This is a genomic window from Pseudomonas sp. M1 (assembly GCF_022760135.1).
Taxonomy (GTDB): domain Bacteria; phylum Pseudomonadota; class Gammaproteobacteria; order Pseudomonadales; family Pseudomonadaceae; genus Pseudomonas; species Pseudomonas citronellolis.
In genome coordinates this window covers 4,959,502-4,979,225 of record NZ_CP094343.1, presented here as the reverse complement: position 1 = coordinate 4,979,225, position 19,724 = coordinate 4,959,502, and the positions used below count along the sequence as shown (strand labels likewise).

Genomic DNA, 19,724 nt, shown 5'->3' with positions numbered 1-19,724 from the left:
CCCGGAGCGGCTGGCCAGGGAGCGGCGAACCGTTCCTGGAGTGGGGCCCGATGCGGCCTTCCGCTTTGGGTATATATGGCCCGTATGTAATTGCCGTCGGCAAACCAGTCGTTCGACTGGATGGAAATACTAGAAAAGTTAGGAGCTTGAAAAATGTTGAAAAGAACACTGCTGAGCGCGGCTATTGTCTCTGCCATGTTCGCGGGCGCGGCCAATGCCGGCGTGGTCAGCATCGTTGTCGGTCCGAGTTCCAACGGGACCGTTCTTCAGAACTCTCCGGGGGCCGAAGATCAATATGCTCCGGGCCAGTCGAACTATAAGGAAGGCGTAAGTATCGAGACCGGCGCGAACTACACCAGCCGCGCCGCCAACATCACCATCGCCCAGGAAGTCTTCGGCAACCTCTCCGAAACCACCCAGTTCGACCTTCCCGACCTCAAGTACGCCATCGACCTGGTCAAGGCCGTCAATGTTGCACCTGGTCACACCATCAAGCTGACCCTGGATCGTACCGTGGCGCAGTTCGCCAACACGATCAGCCCCAACCAGATCCAGATCGGTACGTTGCCCGCCGGTGAAGGCTTCACCATCACCAGTGGTACCGGCGTCAATACCCTGAGCCTCACGCTGGACACCGCCGGTGCTGAGGAAATCAAGAAAGCGGCAGCCGATAACTCCATCGTTCACTTCAACTTCCGCACCAACAGCACCGCCGGCCTGCAGCCGGGGCGGATCGATCGCCTGCGCGCCGCTCTGCAAGGTGACGCGACCTTCCTGAGTCAGTCCAACGTCAGCATGATGGACGACCCGCTGAACGAGCGCCGCTTCAACGTGACCGTTTCCGCCCAGCTGGACACCACGACCGGCCCGAACGGCGGCGACGCGAAGAACAACGACTCCGCTCCGCCGCTGATGGTATTCACCTCCCTGCCGGCAGTCTATTGGGATGTCCTTAATACAAACGTCTGGGGACAGTACCAGGTTCTCCACTCGCTGGACCTGGCCAACCAGGACAAGAGCTTCGACACTTCCGTCTCCGTGCAGCCGGATGTGACCGATCCGAACAACTACGGCGCCAACTACGCCCGTCTGGGCAGCGTGCGTCTTGGCGTCAACCAGGACGTGCTCAACGAAGACGGTCGCAACGTGTTCGGCTTCAACGGCAGTGACAAGCTGCACAGCTACATCAGCGGCAATTTCAGCGGCCTCGAGTCCGTAGCTCTGACCACCGCCAACTGCCAGGCTTACGCCAACGGCACTGCCGCTGCCGACCAGATCGCCCACTCCTGGACCGGTGAGGCCCTCAAGCCCAAGCCGGGATCCAATGGCACGACCAAGCTGTCGCTGGAACTGGTGAATGGCGACGTCAACCAGACCTACAACATCTGCGTGAAGTCCAATGGCGCGGACTCCATGGTCGCCCAGCAGAGCTTCGTCGTAGGTCCGCTGAGTATCGACTTCGGTAACGTCCGCTATGTCGACCGAGTGATCAACGGTGGCGAGATCGACCACTTCTGGAAGAGCAGCTGCGTTGCCAGCCTGTTCAACCTGCCGGCCGCCAACAACGCCGATGCGTTCTTCATCCGCCTGACCAACACCAGCGACAGCGGTCGTGCCGGCAAGGTCCGTGGCGTGCTGTTCGACCAGAACGGCAAGCGTTATCCGGAAGTCGGCAGCGCCTACATCGTCGACCAGAGCGGCAAGGAGGTTCTCCAGGCCCACGAAACCGGTGTTTACAGCGTGGAGCAGGTCGCTTCCGCCTTCGGTGTCAACGGTGCCGACTGGAACGGTGCAGGTGGCCGTGCCCGCCTGGTGCTGGAAGGCGAGTTCCCCACCTGTGAGGCGCTCGGTCTGATCCGTACGCCGAACGGCACCCTGGTGAACATGACCTCCACCACCCAGGGCAACTTCAATGGCGACTCCGGTCCGTCCTCTACTGTCAACCATCGCGGTGGCAACAACCGCAACTGATCTCTGGCCCAGGTCATGAGGTCGTGGAGAGGCGGTGTGAACCGCCTCTTCACTTTTGCTTTTCGAGGCATGACGTTTTCACTGGTGTTGCGATGAAAGTGTTGGTGACAGGCGGGGCAGGTTTCATTGGCTCCCACGTGGTCGTTCACTTGCTGGAGTGGGGGAGCGATGTCGTTGTCCTGGACAACCTGGCTAACAGTTCCCTGGCCATGCTCGACAGAATGGAAGCCCTGGCCGGCAAGCCCCTGTGTTTCGTGAAGGGGGACGTTCGGGATATCTCCTTGCTTCGGGAGCTTTTCGCCGAGCATGCCATCGATGCCGTTATCCATCTGGCGGGGCTGAAATCCGTGGCGGAAAGCGTAAGGCTGCCGCTGGATTATTACTCCACCAATGTCGGCGGCATCCTGACGTTGCTGGAGGCGATGGCGGAGGCGGGAATTCATCGCCTGGTTTTCAGTTCGTCCGCCACTGTGTATGGCGACCCCGAAAGCGCCCCTGTTGCCGAAACGCATCCGGCGGGGCGTGCGGTCAACCCTTATGGCCGAAGCAAGTTCTTCGCCGAGGAAGTGATCAGGGACTTCGCCTCCACCGATCCGCGCTGGGCGGTGGCGATACTGCGCTATTTCAACCCGGCCGGTGCGCACGCCAGCGGCCTGATCGGCGAAAACCCCAAAGGCCAGCCGAACAACCTGTTGCCCATCGTCGGCCGTGTCGCCGTGGGCCTGCAGCCGGCCGTGGGGATATATGGAAATGACTACCCCACGGCAGATGGTACGGGAGTACGCGACTATGTGCATGTCTGCGACCTGGCCCAGGGACATGTGCAGGCCCTGGATTTCCTCCTCCGGCATGCCGGCGTCCGCGTCTGGAACATGGGGGTGGGCCGGGGATATTCGGTTCTGGAGGTCCTGAGGGCGTTCGAAGCGGCATGCGGCAAGCCGGTTCCCTATGAGGTTCTTGACCGTCGCCCGGGAGATATCGCAGAAAGCTGGGCAGATGTCGCCAAGGTCGAGCGAGAGCTGGGCTGGAAGTCCCGCAAGGACATCGGGCAGATAGTGGCCGATGTCTGGCGTTGGCAGACGTCGGGTGTGGACGCATGATGCTTTCAGGCCGGCCCGGTGTGTGCAACCTTGGTTTCCGGCGGCTGGCGCTGGTTTCCAACCAGGCTTTCTCGATCGTCAATTTTCGCGGCGAACTGATTCGCGACATGGTTGCCAGGGGCGTGGAGGTCTATGCCTTCGCTCCCGATCATGACGAGCACAGCAGAAAGCAGATTCGCCAGTTGGGTGCAACGCCGGTCGAGGGTTACATCGGGCGCAGCGGCATGAACCCTTTCGTCGCCTTATGGGCGATCGTGAAAACCGCCTGGCGGCTCCGTTCCTTCAGGGTAGATGCCGTCTTCAGCTACTTCCCCATGCCTGTGATCCTTGGCGGGCTGGCCGCCAGGTTGGCCGGGGTTCGCATCATCTACTCGATGATCGAGGGCGCGGGCTACGTCTTCTCTGAAGTGGGCGCATCGAGCCCTGCCAGAGGGTTGTTACGTGGCCTCGTGCGCGGGCTCTATCGCCTCACCCTGAAGTCATCCCGGCGGGTTTTCCTGCTCAATGGCGATGACTACGCACTCTTCGTGCATGGCGGCCTGGTGGCGGCGGAGAAGGTCGTGCTGTTGCCGGGCATCGGTCTGGATCTGACGCATTTCCTACCCTCGCGGCCGCCGGTGAGCCCGGTCGTTTTCATCTTCGTCGGTCGCCTTCTGCAGCAGAAAGGTATCCAGGATTTCGTCGAGGCCGCCCGTTCGCTGAAGGCTGAGCACCCCGAGATCGAATGCATCGTTCTTGGCGACACGGACGTCAACCCGGACTCCATTCGGAGAGAGGAGATCCTCGGCTGGAGCGAGGAAGGCTCGGTGCGCTGGGTTGGGTGGGTGAGGGATGTGCGGGGTTGGCTGAACGAGTCCAGCGTCCTGGTGCTGCCTTCCTATTACCGCGAAGGCATTCCCCGCTGCATCCAGGAGGCAATGGCGCTGGGGCGACCGGTGATCACCACGGACTGGGTGGGCTGCCGGGAAAGCATCGTCGATGGCGTCAACGGCTTTCTGGTGCCGATCCGCAGCCCCACGGCCCTGACGCAGGCGATGGCTCGTTTCATCCATGATCCCCAGCTCATCTTGCGGATGGGAAGGGAGAGCCGGCGTATCGCCGAAGCACGTTATGACGTTCGTGAAATCAACAGGAAAGTGCTGGCGAGCATGTAATGGCCGGCCAATGGTAGCGAGATGAGTGTTGAGCCACGCCCCATGATCCAGGTTTCCGGACTTGGGAAATGTTTCCATCTGTTCGACAGTCCCGGCAAGCGTTTCTTGCAGGCGCTTTTGGGCAACCGCTTCAGTTTTCATCGCGAGTTCTGGGCCTTGCGCGACCTATCACTACAAATAGCGGCGGGAGAGGTCGTTGGCATCATCGGTCGCAATGGTTCCGGAAAGTCGACCTTGCTGCAGATCATCGCAGGGACCTTGCGTCCATCCCGGGGCAGGGCGCAGGTCCATGGCCGGGTGGCCGCCTTGCTGGAGTTGGGGATGGGGTTCGATCCGGAAGAAACCGGAAGGAACAACGTAATCTTCAATGCCATGTTGCTGGGCATGACGAAGGACGAAATAGCCGGGAAACTGGAGGCGATCATCGCTTTCGCGGACATAGGCGAATTCATCGATCAGCCGGTCAAGACATACTCGAGCGGCATGTATGTCCGCCTGGCCTTCGCACTCAATGCCCATGTCGATGCCGACGTGCTGATCATCGACGAGGCCCTTGCCGTCGGCGATGCCGCTTTCCAGTTCAAGTGCCTTGACAGGCTGGATACATTGTTAGCCAAGGGCGTCACGATATTGCTGGTGTCCCATGATGTGCAGTTGATCAAGAACTATTGCACTCGAGCGATCTACCTGAAGGATGGTGGGGCCGCATTCGATGGAGACTGCGAGACGGCCTGCGAACTCTACCAGCGTGACGGCTTGATTGCTTCGGGAGTGGGAGATGGGGGCGGGCAACGGGCGGCCCATGCACTCGGTGACGGTGGGTTGGCGTTCAGCAATGGCAAGGGGCGAATCCTGAGTCTACGGCTCAATGGGGCGGGAGAGGCGGGGCATTGCTTCGAAAGCGGAGAGCGCATCGTTGTCGAGGTGTCGGCGCAGTTGTTCCAGCCGGTGGCGCGTCCCAGGCTCACCCTGATTCTGCGTGATTTGCGGGGTTACAACCTCTATGCCTTCAATAACTCGCATCAGGGAATCGAACTGCCGGTTCATGAGGATGGAAGGCTACGCGCCTGCATCAGTTTTACCGGCGACCTCCAGGCCGGCGATTACTCACTGACCCTACGGCTGGACGATGCCTGCTCGGACAACCTCTGCGAGTTGCTCGACAAACAGGTAAACGCCGCCACTCTACGTATTCTCAGTTCCCGCAAGTGTTTCGATGCGGTAGTCAACCTGCGCGGCCATTTCGAGGCACTGTCCGTTCATGACTGATAGGCATTCTCCGGTGAGGCCTGAGATGCCTTTCACTGTGGTTTTCGTCGTGCATGGCGGCGAGTTGGAGTTCAAGGCAGCCATGCTGGCGGCATCCTTGCGTGCCAGGCTTGGTTCGCAGGCCAGGCTCGTTGCCGCGCTAGCTCGCCCGGTCGCGCAGTGGGGAGAGTTGAGTTCGGAGTCGTATCGCCTGTACCGCCAACTGAATGTCGAGTTGCAGGAAATCAACAATCCGTTTGGCACTTCTTATCCCATCGGCAATAAGTTTGCCGCCCTGGCATTGGGCGAGGAGCAGGGGCATACCTTGTTCCTCGACAGCGACATGTATTGCCTGGAGGCGCTGGACTTCAATGAACTGGGCCGCTTCGACGCTGCGCTCAAGCCTGCCGACATGGCTCTGGTGCCGACCGACTCGGGCTATTGGCAGTCCTTGTACGATCTGGCGGAGCTCGAGTTGCCAGTGGCGAGGGTGCTGACCAGTTGCACCGAAGAGAGCATCCCACCTTATTACAACGCCGGGTTCATCTGGGTGCGCAACGCTCCGCGTTTCGCCTCCCGCTGGCTGAGTCTTGCTGAACGGATACGGACGGCGCCGGAGATCGCTCACAAATGGCCGTGGCTCGATCAACTGGCCTTGCCGCTGGCGCTTCGGGAGCTGGGCTATCGCACCCGTGCGTTGACCGAGCGATACAACTTCCCTTTGCATCTGAAGCCCTGGCCGGCGGAGTACAAACCGCTACTCTGCCATTATCACGAACTGGCTTCCTTCCTCCGCGAGCCGGCCCTGCTGGATGACCTGCACGGGCTGCTGCAGAACTGGCCATTGCTGGGCGAGGTTCTGTGCCGGGACTCGTACTGGGCACGGCTATTGGAAAACAGGTCGCGGAGCGAGCTGGCACGATCCGGCGTGGATCTGCTCATCACCGGATTGCCGCGTAGCGGCACCAGTTATTTCTGTCGCCTGCTTTCCGAGCGTGACGACACAGTGATCATCAACGAGCCCGCAGAGGTATTCCCGGCACTGGTGGAGGGGCCCCGTCCGTGGGGGATCCCAAGGCTTTATGCCGAGCTGCGGCGTGAGCTGCTGGCCGGTAGGCCGGTGCCGAACAAGCATCAGGGCGGCCGCTTGATCGATGACACCGCACGGGGATATGACCAGGCCACTGCATATCACGCGAACGTGCGTACTCCTGCGTTCACGCTCGGTACCAAGAATACCCTGGCGTATCTCTCGTGCCTCCCGGCGATACGTCGAGTGATGCCCCAGGTCCGCTGTGTCGCCCTGGTTCGTCATCCCTACGACTGCCTGAATTCCTGGGCTCGGACTTTCGAGCATCTACGCAATGCCGCTGTGCAGGAGCAGCCGCTAGGCCATCCGGATGACCCGGGGCTGACTGGCTGGCAGCGCAAGGCGTTGCTCGAGATCGCCCGAACGGAGTACCTGCCGTTGCGCCGGGCGCTGTGGTGGCGCTATCTCGCCCAACTGTTGCTGGATGCCGGCGATGCGCTGCGCTGGTTGCGCTATGAAGATCTGCTGGCCGCTCCCCAGGAGATGGCCAAGCGCCTTGTGGACGAGGGGGCGTTACCGACGTTGGCCCCCATGGGGTGGCGTGTAGAGATGGATCAGGAGGAGCGCGACCTCATCGCCGGAGTGGCTGGTGAAGTCGCGGAGCAATTCCAATATGTCCTGTAGAACTGGTCCGACTGCCGCGGGATGCCTGAATGGATGCAGGGCGCTTTGTTGCGGCTGCCATATGGGGGAATGAACGCCATGCATGACTTGAGTCTGGTGATGAACTTTCATGCCGAAGGGGTTTTGGCCCAGTGGAGCCTGTGGGGATTCCAGCGTATGCGGCGGCATGCGGAAAGTGCCGGCATAAATGTGCAACTGGTAGCGGTGCTCGACTGTGCGGACGATGACACTCGGCGAATCGTCCACGACCATCCCGCGCTTTGCGCGAGTGATCAGGTGCATGAAGTCGAACACGGGGATCTCGGCCTTTCGCGCAATTCCGGAATGGAATGCGCCACCGCGAATTATGTTGGTTTCCTGGATGGCGACGATTACTGCAGTGGCAACTGGCTGACTGAGGCGTTGGCGGTCGCCCGTGCGAGCGGCGATCGAGCGGTGGTACATCCGGAATACATCGTCAGTCATGGCGCGATCCAGGCTCTGGGGCGGGTCGTCGACCAGTTGCGCGATGACTACAGCATTGCCAATTGCTTCAAGTTCCATCCCTGGGGCTCGGCGGTATTCGCCAGAAAGTCGGTGTTCCAGGCCATTCCCTACCAGCCTACCCGGGTTCGCGAAACGGGGTTCGGTTACGAAGATTGGCATTGGGGACTCGAGGTCATCGCTTCCGGTCGCATCCATACGGTGGCGGAGAAGACGGCCTTTTTCTATCGGCGCAAGCACGACTCGATGTTGGTGGACATGAATGCCAGGCAGGCAGTGCTGCGTCCAAGCCGATTCTTCGAGAACTGTCGTTTCGAGATCTGAGACCGGGGAAAGGCGGATGACGGCTATGCGGGAACCCGCGGCGATAGGGTGGCAAGCGCTTATGTGGTCTGGCGCTACGAGGTGGCAATGAGTGTGAAGGCGAGGTTCAAATCCCTGCTCCTGCGTTGTGCGCGCAGGAGCTATCACCAATGCATGTTCTTGCTTCGGGGGCGCATCAGCGAGCATCAGTTGCAGCGGATCGTTCGCCTGGGCGATAGGTTAAAGCATCGTTACCTGGTCATGCCCACCGAGATGTCGACGGCGCAGAACAGTAACGTGCTACCGGACTGGATCGTCGACGAGATGCAGGCGCTGTCGTCGATTGAACCGGCACTGTATCCCCGTGCTGAACTGTTGGCGGGGTACCGGCATTGGCAACCACCAGTCGATCCCTATCCGGCCATGCTGTATCGGGAAATGTTCGACGATCTCGTTGCCTGGGCGCCGCAGATCGTCTTTCTGGCTCCCCACCTCATGCGTGGCGGTGCGGACCTTGGCCTGTTGCACCACGTCCGCCTGTGCACGCAGCGTGGGCTGCGGGTGGTTGTGGTGCTTACCCGCGACGTATCGTCTCCCTGGGTCAGGCTCATACCGGAACAGGCCAGGGTGATCGAGTTCGGTCAACTGGCCCGCCGTGCCGGTGACGAGGATCGACGTCTGATCTTGTTGCGCCTGTTGCTCCAGACCCCGGCCCGCACTATCCATCTGATCAACTCGGAGCTTGGTTGGCAGGTCGTCGAGCGTTTCGGCAAGCCGCTGGTAGCGCTCGGCAAGCGAATATTCGCCAGCGTCTATTGCGACGACCGCGACCGCTATGGGGTCCGGTGCAGCTATTCCACGGACTATCTGCCCAGGGCCTGGAGCGCCCTGAGCGGCATTCTGTCGGACAACCGGACCTTCCTCGAGGAAATCCATCGACGCGACGGCCTGCCCGCCGAGCGGATGCATACCTTGTATTTTCCCTGTGTCCTGCCGGAGATGCGGGATCCTGTGGTAACGGGCGGGCGGCGCGTACTGTGGGCCAGCCGCATCGTTTTGCAGAAGCGTCCCGAAATGCTTCTGGAAATAGCCAAGGCCATGCCCGATGTGTCGTTCGAGGTCTATGGCGAGGCTGACCTCAGTTGTTCCGCAAAGGTACTCCATGGCCTGGCAACGTTGCCGAACCTCTACATGGGCGGTCGATTCGATAGCTTTGCCGAACTGGCCAGTGGTGGGTCGTACGACCTGTTCCTCTATACCTCTCTATATGACGGTTTGCCGAACGTCCTGCTGGAGGCAAGCGCAGCCGGCTTGCCGATCGTCGCCGAGACGGTGGGGGGAATCTCCGAACTGCTGGACGAGCGCAGTGGTTATCCGCTGCAGCCGGGGGCGGGTGCCCTGGCGTATGTCGAAGCCATACGGGCGGCGCTGGGGGATTCTGTCGAAGCCGCCGGCAGGGTGGAAAACGCCCAGGCACGCATTCGTGACCGCCACAGCTGGGCAGCGTTCGAGCGTGGGGTAGCCGCACTGCCGGGCTACCTGCCTGTGCCCGCCACCACCGCCGCTACGGTTTGAACGCATGGTCGCAAGTATGTTCGTTCGGCGGTTGCGTCATGCCGCCGACTATTCGGTTTTCCTCCTGGGGCCGTTGTTGGCTCGCCTGGCAGGGGACCCAGGCCGACAGACCCTCCGCTCGCTCCTTGGGCGGCATCGTCGAAACGAGGAGCTCACGCGCGAGGCCTGCCAGGCGCAGCCCTGGAACCCGCAGCAGCCGCTGCTCAGCGTGGTAATTCCTTGCTTCAACTATGGCGCTTACCTGCTCCAGGCGTTGCGCAGCGTGAAAGGGCAGACGCTGCAGGATATCGAAGTGATCATCGTCGATGACGGTTCCGACGAGCGGAGGACGCTCCGTCTGCTGGCCCGCTTGCAGCGCTGGACGACCCTGACGCTGCTCCGGCAAGACAATGCCGGACCCGGGGCTGCACGCAACGCCGGTGCGGCGAAAGCCAGGGGGCGCTATGTGTGCTGCCTGGACGCCGATGACTGGCTGGCGCCCGATTACCTGGAAAAGTGCGTCATCCTACTGGAGGCGGATGCTGGAACCCGTGTGGCGCACAGTTGGATGCAACTGTTCGGTGAGGAAGAGCGCCTGGCCAGAACGCTCGATCTGGACCCCGAACTGCTTCGTTACGTCAATCATCTCGGGGTCTCTGCGGTCTTCCATCGCGAGGACTGGCTCGCGGTGGGGGGCTTCACTCTAGAGCGCAACCAGCATGAGGATTGGGACTACTGGGTGCGCCTTGCCTGTGCGGGTGTTCGTGGCCGGGTTATCGCCGAGCCGCTGTTCTTCTACCGCCGACATGCGGGTAGCCGTCTCGCCTGGATCAACCGTCGGGCGTTGCGCGCCTATCGTGCATTGCGCCAGGCGCATCCGGCCTTTTTCGAGGCTTCCGACAGGCGCCGTCGGCTGGTCGATGGCTACCGCAAGCGAGTCGTCTTCGACCCATTGCGCAATCTTGCCCGCCCTGGGCAATACCACGCTTTCCCGGCCGTGACCCTGGTCCATCTGCGTCGCCCCGACGACGCCGAGCGTTGCAGAGCGGGCCTGCAACAGGGAGCAGCATCGCTGCAACTGATCGTCGAACATGAAGCTCCGCTGCCGCTTTGGCTGCAGCGGCAGGCGGAAATCATCTATCGCCTGCCCGCTCTGCTGGAGCCCTGCCAATGGCCTGCCTTCGTCGAGAATTTCCATAGAACTCGCAGCATCGCCGCGGTACTGCCGGAGCCGGTGTCATGAGCGATGGCGTGGCCGTATCGGGGAGGTGCGATCCACTATTGGTGATCGTCACCCGCACACCGTGCAGCGAGTCCACTCTGGAACGCATGGCGGAACTGCTCCATGGGCAGTCGCTTACTGCCTGGCGCTGGCTGGTTCGTGGCGTACAGTTGCCTTCTGACCTGATGCAGGATGAGCGCATCAGCTTCGTGACGGGCGATGAGGAAATACGGCTCTGGACCGATAGCTCCGCCTGCGTGGCCTGGATGGACCTGGATGAACCCGCTATGCCCTGGCTCTTTCCTCGAGCCTTCGAACAGCTCTGGTGGTTCCTGCGAAGTCATCCTGGCGCGGCGTTCGCTGCCTATGCCGGGCATCCCGGAGCAGATGCTCGCCTGTTCGCCCTCCGCAACACGCCGTCGCGGCAAGCGCACTGGGCGCGCGGAGCGGCCGTCGCCGGACCCCCGTCGATAATCGCTAACAATGGCGACCGGTGTTTGCTGATGCTGTTGCCCTGGTTGGAACCGGGGGGCGCCGACCGTTGTAACCTCGATATCGCCCGCTGCCTGGTCGGGCAAGGCTGGACGCTGACTGTCATCGCCACGCTGGAGGCTGCCCATGCCTGGGCGCCGCGCTTCCGCGAACTGAGTGACGACGTGATGGTGTTGCCGCGCTTTATCGCTGCCGAGTCCATAGAGGAGTTCCTCCTCTGCCTGCTCGACAGCCGCAAGCCGGGTCTGGTGCTGCTGTCCAACTGTCGCGTCGCCTACGACCTCCTCCAGGCATTGCGTATGCATTGCCCGAAGTTGCCAGTGATCGACCTGAACCATATGGAAGAGGGGTGGGGCGGCGGCGGATACCCGAGGCTGGCGGTGCGCCATGATGCCGACGTGGTTCAGCACTGGGTGGTTTCGCGACACCTTCGACAGTGGCTACTGGCGCACGGCATCGCTGCGCATCGCGTCGAGGTGCTGCACTGGTTCGCCGATGTGCAGCGCTGGCGCCCCGATGCGGACATCAGGCGGCAGTTCCGTCAGGCACTGGGAATAGGCCAGCAGACGCCAGTGATCGTCTATGCCGGTCGGCTTTGCCGGCAGAAACGACCGGACCTGTTCGTCACAAGTCTGCGTAAGTTGGCCGACACCCATCAGGACTTCATCGCCTTGGTCATTGGCGATGGGGAATTGGCTGGAGACTTGCGACGCGACCTGCAGCGCGTGCGCTTGGACGAACGGGTCCGCTTGCTGGGGTGGCTCGATGAGGAAGCCTTCCGACGAGCCTTGCAGGCCGCGGACCTGTTCTTCTTGCCATCGGAGGCGGAGGGCATAGCCTTGGTGCTGTACGAGGCCATGGCCTGTGCGCTGCCCGTGGTGGCATCGAATGTGGGGGGGCAGGCTGAGTTGGTGGACGATACCTGTGGCTATCTGGTCGAACCGGAGAACAGGGATCCGGCCAGCGACTACGCCTCGGCCTTGAGCCGCTTGCTGAAGGATCCGGTGCTGCTGCGTGGCATGGGGGCCCGCGCCCGGGAACGCATTCTCCGGAAATTCGATTCGGCGACTTTCAGCCAGCGATTGCTCGGTTTGCTGGAAGAGGTTGTCCGCTTGCCTGTGCCGCTGCCCGTCTCTCAGCCTGTAAAGCAGCGCAACGAGGCGGTCGCTCGCCTGTATTGGCAGTGGCGCTGCCGGCGCCTGCTGGAGCGCTGGGGAGGTTGGGGCCATTCCCGCTTCCGGCGCCTGCTGGTTCTGTTCGTCAAGGTATCGCTGTACGTCGGCGTTCATGGTTCGGCCTGGTTGCGCGAGAGAGGACGGCGGAAATGGGGAAGTATCGAATGAAAAAGCGTGTCATCGTCGTTCTGGGCATGCATCGCTCAGGGACCAGTGTCCTGTCTGCGGCGTTGGAGTGCCTGGGGGTGGAGTTCGGCGACTTCCTGCTGGGCCCCAGGGACGATAACCCCAAGGGCTTCTGGGAGGACCGGGATGTCGTCGAATTGAACGAGCGCTTACATGCTCTGGCGGGCAGCCTGTCCTCTTCGCTTGGCTTTGACGTGGAGTGCCTGCTGGACGCGTCGGAGTACCCTTGCGTACGGCAGGAACTCGCTGAACTGCTGGAAGCCCGTCTGGGCAGCCATGCCCGGTTCGGTATCAAGGATCCACGCATGTCACGCCTGATGGATGTGTGGTTGCCGGTACTGGAGGAGCTTGGTGTGGAGACCGCATTCGTTCTGCCTCTGCGTAACCCACTCAGTGTGGCCGCGTCGTTATCGCGACGGGATGCCTTTCCGGTGATCAAGAGTCTGCTGCTCTGGTACGAGCACAGCTATCGGGCCCTGCGCTTTGCCTGTTCCCGGCGCATGCTGGTTGTCGATTACGACGGCTTCATGGACAGGCCGCGTGATGCTCTGCTGCGGATAGCGGAGCGGCTGGGGCTGGGTTTTGACGAGCAGGCCTATGCCAGGTTCAGCGAGCGGATACTCGCTGATGAGTTGCGCCATAGCCAGTTCGATGAGGCAGCCCTGCGTGTCCATGAGGGGTGCTTTCCGGCGCTGCTTGGCTTGCATGACCTGCTGGACAGGCTGGCGCGGGATGAAGTCCGGCCTGGCGACGGACGGTTCGAGTCTCTGTTGCAGGCTGTGGAACGTGACTTCTCCGGACTCTGGCCTTTGATGCGCCATTGCGGGAAGCAGGATGTCGAGATGTGGGAAGGAGGAGAGTATCTCCGGCGGGAAAAGAGTTATTTCGTCGCGCGCGAGGCCGAATTGGTCGGGTGGATAGCCAGCCTGGAGTCCACCGTGCAGACTGGTGAGTCGTTACGCCTCAAGGAACAGGGCTGGTTCAGACAGCAACTGGATGAATGGCAAGGCCATGCCCAGCTATTGGAAGGCCGCTTGGCGTCGACGACCGACGAGCTTTCCGAGGCATACCGCCAGGCCGCTTCGGCGCGACAACAAGTTGAGATGGCGAGACAGGAAAACATGGCCGTCCATCGGGAGTTGCAGGCGCTGTACGGCAGTTCTTCCTGGCGCGTCACAGCGCCTCTGCGTTGGGCGCGACGCCTGTTCGAGCGCCATCGGCGCATGCTGTTCGATTGACGCCTGTGACAGCGATTGCTAACATTCCAGACCTTGTATTGGGAGGCTTTCGTCCATAGTTGGCGGAGCAACCCGTAAAAATTGAATGTGGAGTGCCCGGCTTCGGCCTGGCGCGGCCAGGGGCCGGCAGGATACCAGTCTCGATCCTGCTGGCTTCTTTTTCATCACTTGACCGCGTTCGCTGGTGGCGCGGAGCCGGGCCTACAGGCCTTTGACTACAGGTATAAACATGAGCGAAAGCTTCGCAGAACTCTTTGAAGAAAGTCTGAAATCCCTCGACATGCAGCCGGGTGCTATCATCACCGGCATCGTGGTCGACATCGACGGTGACTGGGTCACCGTGCATGCCGGCCTGAAGTCCGAGGGCGTCATCCCGGTCGAGCAGTTCTACAACGAACAGGGCGAGCTGACCATCAAGGTGGGTGACGAAGTCCACGTTGCGCTGGACGCGGTTGAAGATGGCTTCGGTGAAACCAAGCTGTCCCGCGAGAAAGCCAAGCGTGCCGAATCCTGGCTGGTTCTGGAAGCTGCCTTCAACGCTGATGAAGTGGTCAAGGGTGTAATCAACGGCAAGGTCAAGGGCGGCTTCACCGTCGACGTCAGCGGCATCCGCGCGTTCCTGCCGGGTTCCCTGGTCGATGTCCGTCCGGTGCGTGATACCACTCACCTGGAAGGCAAAGAGCTCGAGTTCAAGGTCATCAAGCTGGACCAGAAGCGCAACAACGTTGTCGTTTCCCGTCGTAGCGTCCTGGAAGCCGAGAACAGCGCCGAGCGCGAAGCCCTGCTGGAATCCCTGCAGGAAGGCCAGCAAGTCAAGGGTATCGTCAAGAACCTCACCGACTACGGCGCATTCGTGGACCTGGGCGGCGTGGACGGCCTGCTGCACATCACCGACATGGCTTGGAAGCGCATCAAGCACCCGTCGGAAATCGTCAACGTCGGCGACGAGATCGATGTCAAGGTTCTGAAGTTCGACCGCGAGCGCAACCGCGTCTCCCTGGGCCTGAAGCAACTGGGCGAAGACCCGTGGGTTGCCATCAAGGCTCGTTACCCGGAAGGCACCCGCGTCATAGCCCGCGTCACCAACCTCACCGACTACGGCTGCTTCGCCGAGTTGGAAGAGGGCGTGGAAGGCCTGGTACACGTCTCCGAAATGGACTGGACCAACAAGAACATCCACCCGTCGAAAGTCGTTCAGGTTGGCGACGAAGTGGAAGTTCAGGTTCTGGACATCGACGAAGAGCGTCGTCGTATCTCCCTGGGCATCAAGCAGTGCAAATCCAACCCGTGGGAAGACTTCTCCGGCCGCTTCAACAAGGGCGACAAGATCTCCGGCACCATCAAGTCGATCACCGACTTCGGTATCTTCATCGGTCTGGAAGGCGGCATCGACGGCCTGGTTCACCTGTCCGACATCTCCTGGAACGAAGCCGGTGAAGAAGCCGTACGTCGCTTCAAGAAGGGCGACGAGCTGGAAACCGTCATCCTCTCCGTCGATCCGGAGCGCGAGCGCATCTCCCTGGGCATCAAGCAACTGGAAGACGATCCGTTCTCCAGCTACGCCGGCCAGCACGAGAAGGGCAGCATTGTTCGCGGCATCGTCAAGGAAGTTGACGCCAAAGGCGCCGTCATCAGCCTGGGCGACGAGATCGAAGGCGTTCTGAAGGCTTCCGAAATCAGCCGCGACCGCGTCGAAGATGCCCGCAACGTGCTGAAGGAAGGCGAAGAAGTCGAAGCCAAGATCATCAGCATCGACCGCAAGAGCCGCGTTATCAGCCTCTCCATCAAGTCCAAGGACGTCGATGACGAGAAGGATGCGATGAAAGAGCTGCGTAGCAAGCAAGAAGTAGAAAACACCGGTCCGACCACCATTGGTGATCTGATCCGTGCGCAAATGGAGAATCAGGGCTAAGTCCTGATTCCTCTAAGAAAAAGGGCGACCTCGGTCGCCCTTTTTCGTTTTCCCTTCTTTAGGCTGTTCAAAGCTTGAGCTGCGTGCTAAAAGAACCTAGAGCTGATCTAGCCGCTTGAAAAAGAAGGGAAAACCATGACCAAGTCGGAGTTGATCGAGAGAATCGTCACCCATCAGGGGCAGCTTTCCGCAAAGGATGTGGAGCTGGCGATCAAGACGATGCTTGAGCAGATGTCCCAGGCTCTGGCTACCGGCGATCGCATCGAGATCCGTGGGTTCGGCAGTTTCTCTCTGCATTACCGCGCACCGCGCGTCGGCCGGAATCCAAAGACCGGCGAATCGGTGCGTCTGGATGGTAAATTCGTTCCGCACTTCAAGCCGGGCAAGGAATTGCGCGATCGGGTGAACGAGCCCGTGTAGCCGGCTAGAGAACGATCGAGGATTTTTCATGCTTCGGCTCAAACGCTTTCTGGCCTTCCTGGCTGCCATCCTGCTCTGCGCAGTCGTGGTCGTCTTCGTCCTGGAGAACCTTCAGCGGGTTCAGCTGGCCTTCCTGGGCTGGCAGACGCCGGAGTGGCCGCTGGTGGTCTTCATTACCCTGTCCTTCGTCCTGGGTGGTGTCATCGGCCTGCTGCTGAGCATTCCATTCCGGGCGCGCACGCGCCTGCATCTCTCGGGGCTGCGTTCCGAAGTGTCGCGCTTCCGCAAGGAAAACCAGGCCCTGCGCGACCAGTCGCTGAAGACCCAGTGACACCGGGATGTCCAGCGTTGTAGCAATGCTGCTGTTCGTTTTGGCCCTGGCCGTCGGTTGGTGGCTGGGACGACGCTCATTACACCCAGGCTCCCGACCATCTTCGGCTGACGAGGCGTTGCGCGAGCGGGTGCGCAACATGCACAACCTGCTCGACCGGCATTCCGACGACGCGCTGGAGCGCCTTTCCCAGGGGCTTTCGCTGAACGAGGAAACACTCGAAAGCCACGTTCATGTCGGCAATCTGTTCCGTCGCCGTGGGGATATCGAGAAGGCCATCCAGATCCACCAGGAACTGCTGGACAAGGCATCGGCCAACGCCGAGCTGTCCGCGCAGATCAGTCTCGAACTCGCCCGTGATTACATCGCCGGCGGGTTGCTTGGCAGCGCCGAGCAACTGCTGGATGAGCTGATGCAGCGAGATGGCCAGGCCATCTCGCTGGAGGCGCTGGACGAGTTGCGTCGCATCGCCGAGCGCGAGAAGGATTGGGCGCGTGCCGTGGAGCTCGCTGCACGCCTGGTGGGGCGGCGCCCTCAGCTGAAGACGGTGTTGGCCAACTATTATTGCGAGCAGGCTCAGGAGCGCATTCGCGCGGGTGACCGCGACGGTGCCCGCGAGCTTCTCAAGGAAGCCCGGCGGGTCGATCCCCAATGCGTGCGCGCCTTGCTGATGCGCCTGGACTGTGAGCTGTGGCAGCGCAACCTCCAGGCTGCCGACGCTTCTATCACCGAGCTCTGTGCGGCCGATGCCGGTTTTCTCGGCGAGCTGCTGCCCATGCTGCGGCGCCGCGAGTGTTGTGCCGAGCCGGAAATCCTCGCCTGCCTGCGCCGTCTTGCCGAGGTGCCGGATGCATCGCCGGCGCTGCTGGCGATCCTGGCCCAGCTCGATGCGGATGGGCAGGGCTGGCGAGGCCGCTTGCTGGCTAAGGTCCAGCAGCAACCTTCCTGGCGAGGCTTGCTGGACATGCTCGGCACTCTGGGCGGTGGACGGGCGGACCAGGAGCTGTTCACCCACATGCAGCCGATCATCCTCGGCCTGTATCGATCGATGCCGCACTATCGCTGCGGCAATTGCGGTTTCGCCGGGCGTGAACTGCACTGGCAATGTCCGGGCTGCCACGGGTGGAATACGCTCAGGCCGATCGCTGCTCCCCAGCAGTGATGCCGATGCCCGGAATCATGGATGGTGCCCCGGCGCCTTGAATCTCTAGGAGTGGTGTTGAAAGTACTTCTGACCGGTGCCACCGGTTTTGTCGGGCGGGGCGTTCTCGAAGCCTTTGCCGCGATACCGGAATTGCACTTGGCGGTGGCGGTGCGTTCCCGTCTGTCTGGCGAATTTCCCGGCGTGGAGGTCCACTCCATCGACGGCTTGAGCGCGACCCAGGACTGGACCAGCGCTCTGGCCGGTGTGGACGTCGTGGTCCACGCCGCGGCCCGGGTGCATGTCATGCACGAAACCGCGGGCGATCCCCTGGCCGAGTTCCGCGCGGTCAACGTCGAGGGCACCCTCAACCTGGCGCGCCAGGCTGCGGCGGCGGGGGTGCGGCGTTTCATCTTCATCAGTTCGATCAAGGTGAACGGCGAGTCGACGCCGCCCGGCCGGCCGTTCCGTGCCGAGGATCGGCCGGCGCCGGCCGATCCCTACGGCCAGTCGAAGCTGGAGGCGGAAAGGGCGTTGTCGCGCCTGGCCGTAGAGTGCGCGATGGAGTGGGTGGTCATCCGCCCTCCGCTCATCTACGGCCCGGGCGTGGGGGCCAACTTCGCCAGCCTGATGCGCGTGGTGCAGCGGCAGTTGCCCCTGCCGTTCGCTCGGGTGCGCAACCGGCGGAGCCTGGTGGCCAGGGACAACCTGGTCGATCTGCTGCGTGTCTGCCTGGGGCATGAACGTGCCGCCAACCAGGTCTTCCTGGTCAGTGACGATCACGATCTTTCCAGCGCCGAGCTGTGCCGTCGCCTGGCCGTGGCGCTCGGCGTACGCCCGCGGCTGCTGCCGGTGCCGGTGGTCTTGCTGCAGGGGCTGGCCGCGCTATTCGGGCGAGGGGCCCAGGCGCAGCGCGTGCTGGGCTCGTTGCAGGTCGATATCGGCAAGACCCGCGAGCTGCTGGGCTGGCAGCCGCCGGTGAGCATCGACCAGGCGCTCGCGACGACGGCGCGCTGGTACCGGGAGACCCGCGCATGACCTTCCTGCTGCTGTTTCTTGCACTGATGCTGGCCTGGGCCGGTACCGCCGGGGTTCGCCACTACGCTCTGGCGCGTAGCGTGATGGACGTGCCCAACGAGCGCAGCTCCCACAGTGTGCCGACGCCGAGGGGCGGCGGGGTGGCGATAGTCCTGAGCTTCCTGCTGGCGCTGCTGCTGTCCTGGGAGATGGGCCTGACCGATACGCGCGCCATGCTTGCTCTGCTGCTGTCGGGGGGCTGGATAGCCCTGGTGGGTTTCATCGACGATCACCGTCACGTACCGGCGCGCTGGCGCCTGCTCGGTCATTTCCTCGGCGCGGCCTTCCTGCTCTACATGCTGGGGGGGCTGCCGGCCCTGTCGTTCGCCGGCGCTCGTTGGGACCTGGGGCTCTTCGGCTCGCTGCTGGCGTTGTTCTACCTGGTGTGGCTGCTGAACCTCTACAACTTCATGGACGGCATCGACGGCATCGCCAGCCTGGAGGCGATTACCGTCTGCGGCGGCGCGGCGCTCTGCTGCTGGTTGGCGGGGGCGGGGGCGGCCGCCTGGCTGCCGCTGTTGCTCGCCGCGGCCACTGCTGGGTTCCTGGCCTGGAACTACCCGCCCGCGCGGATATTCATGGGCGATGCCGGCAGCGGCTTCCTCGGCATCATGCTGGGCGGGCTCTCGCTGCAGGCGGCCTGGCAGGCGCCGCAGTTGTTCTGGTCGTGGCTGATCCTGCTGGGCGCCTTCGTCGTCGATGCCACCTGGACCCTGGCGCGGCGCTTGCTGCGCGGCGAGCGGGTTCACGAAGCGCACCGCAGCCATGCCTATCAGCGGGCTTCGCGGCGTCTTGGCCAGCATCGCGCCATCAGTTTGTCGGTGGCTGCGATCAATCTGATATGGCTGTCGCCGATCGCCGTTTTCGTGGCGCTGGGCCGAATCGACGGCGTCGCCGGTCTGTTTCTTGCCTATGCTCCATTGGTGCTGGTCGTGGCATCGCTGGGCGCCGGTGGGCCTGAAAACGGCCAACCGAAGTGAACTCCATGGGAAATGGTGGTCAA

The 19,724-nt window shown here is 62.1% G+C and carries 16 protein-coding genes; all 16 read left to right on the top strand.

Features of this window, described 5'->3' with window-relative positions; translation table 11 throughout:
• The first annotated feature begins 153 nt into the window (after positions 1–153).
• The 16 genes from PM1_RS21835 (at position 154) to PM1_RS21760 (ending at position 19,701) form a co-directional block, all read left to right on the top strand.
• Entirely contained in the window at positions 154–1,971 is a 1,818-nt protein-coding gene (locus PM1_RS21835; RefSeq protein ID WP_009620990.1) for a hypothetical protein, read from the top strand.
• Between the two features lie 92 nt (positions 1,972–2,063).
• Positions 2,064–3,071: a UDP-glucose 4-epimerase GalE gene (gene galE / locus PM1_RS21830; protein WP_009620991.1), complete on the top strand. Its 1,008-nt coding sequence runs from the start codon at positions 2,064–2,066 to the stop codon at positions 3,069–3,071.
• Positions 3,068–4,225, top strand: coding sequence for a glycosyltransferase family 4 protein (locus PM1_RS21825; protein WP_238603217.1), 1,158 nt, complete (start codon positions 3,068–3,070; stop codon positions 4,223–4,225). Before galE ends, PM1_RS21825 begins: the two co-directional genes overlap by 4 nt.
• Before the next feature lie 42 nt (positions 4,226–4,267).
• Positions 4,268–5,494 (top strand): ABC transporter ATP-binding protein, encoded by a 1,227-nt coding sequence (locus PM1_RS21820; protein ID WP_009620996.1) that lies wholly within the window; start codon positions 4,268–4,270, stop codon positions 5,492–5,494.
• A 25-nt stretch (positions 5,495–5,519) separates the two neighbouring features.
• A complete protein-coding gene (locus tag PM1_RS21815; RefSeq protein ID WP_009620998.1) occupies positions 5,520–7,187 on the top strand; it encodes a sulfotransferase in 1,668 nt (555 codons plus the stop codon).
• Positions 7,188–7,265: 78 nt separating this feature from the next.
• A complete protein-coding gene (locus tag PM1_RS21810; RefSeq protein WP_009621000.1) occupies positions 7,266–7,994 on the top strand; it encodes a glycosyltransferase family 2 protein in 729 nt (242 codons plus the stop codon).
• Positions 7,995–8,081: 87 nt separating this feature from the next.
• Positions 8,082–9,548, top strand: coding sequence for a glycosyltransferase family 4 protein (locus tag PM1_RS21805; RefSeq protein WP_009621002.1), 1,467 nt, complete (start codon positions 8,082–8,084; stop codon positions 9,546–9,548).
• Positions 9,549–9,552: 4 nt separating this feature from the next.
• Positions 9,553–10,770: a glycosyltransferase family 2 protein gene (locus PM1_RS21800; RefSeq protein ID WP_009621004.1), complete on the top strand. Its 1,218-nt coding sequence runs from the start codon at positions 9,553–9,555 to the stop codon at positions 10,768–10,770.
• Positions 10,767–12,584: a glycosyltransferase family 4 protein gene (locus tag PM1_RS21795; RefSeq protein ID WP_009621006.1), complete on the top strand. Its 1,818-nt coding sequence runs from the start codon at positions 10,767–10,769 to the stop codon at positions 12,582–12,584. The genes PM1_RS21800 and PM1_RS21795 overlap by 4 nt, the downstream gene beginning before the upstream one ends.
• Positions 12,581–13,840 (top strand): sulfotransferase, encoded by a 1,260-nt coding sequence (locus PM1_RS21790; RefSeq protein ID WP_024128262.1) that lies wholly within the window; start codon positions 12,581–12,583, stop codon positions 13,838–13,840. The genes PM1_RS21795 and PM1_RS21790 overlap by 4 nt, the downstream gene beginning before the upstream one ends.
• A gap of 229 nt (positions 13,841–14,069) precedes the next feature.
• Positions 14,070–15,752, top strand: a complete 1,683-nt coding sequence (gene rpsA, locus PM1_RS21785) for a 30S ribosomal protein S1 (RefSeq protein WP_009621010.1) — start codon at positions 14,070–14,072, stop codon at positions 15,750–15,752.
• 135 nt (positions 15,753–15,887) lie between these two features.
• A complete protein-coding gene (gene ihfB, locus PM1_RS21780; RefSeq protein WP_009621012.1) occupies positions 15,888–16,172 on the top strand; it encodes an integration host factor subunit beta in 285 nt (94 codons plus the stop codon).
• A 28-nt stretch (positions 16,173–16,200) separates the two neighbouring features.
• On the top strand, positions 16,201–16,503 hold the full coding sequence (locus tag PM1_RS21775) for a LapA family protein (protein ID WP_009621013.1): 303 nt from the start codon (positions 16,201–16,203) through the stop codon (positions 16,501–16,503).
• Between the two features lie 25 nt (positions 16,504–16,528).
• On the top strand, positions 16,529–17,665 hold the full coding sequence (locus PM1_RS21770; RefSeq protein WP_242935534.1) for a tetratricopeptide repeat protein: 1,137 nt from the start codon (positions 16,529–16,531) through the stop codon (positions 17,663–17,665).
• Positions 17,666–17,722: 57 nt separating this feature from the next.
• Positions 17,723–18,682: a UDP-glucose 4-epimerase family protein gene (locus PM1_RS21765; protein WP_009621017.1), complete on the top strand. Its 960-nt coding sequence runs from the start codon at positions 17,723–17,725 to the stop codon at positions 18,680–18,682.
• Complete coding sequence (locus PM1_RS21760; RefSeq protein ID WP_009621019.1) at positions 18,679–19,701, top strand: MraY family glycosyltransferase; 1,023 nt, start codon at positions 18,679–18,681, stop codon at positions 19,699–19,701. Before PM1_RS21765 ends, PM1_RS21760 begins: the two co-directional genes overlap by 4 nt.
• Positions 19,702–19,724: the final 23 nt, after the last annotated feature.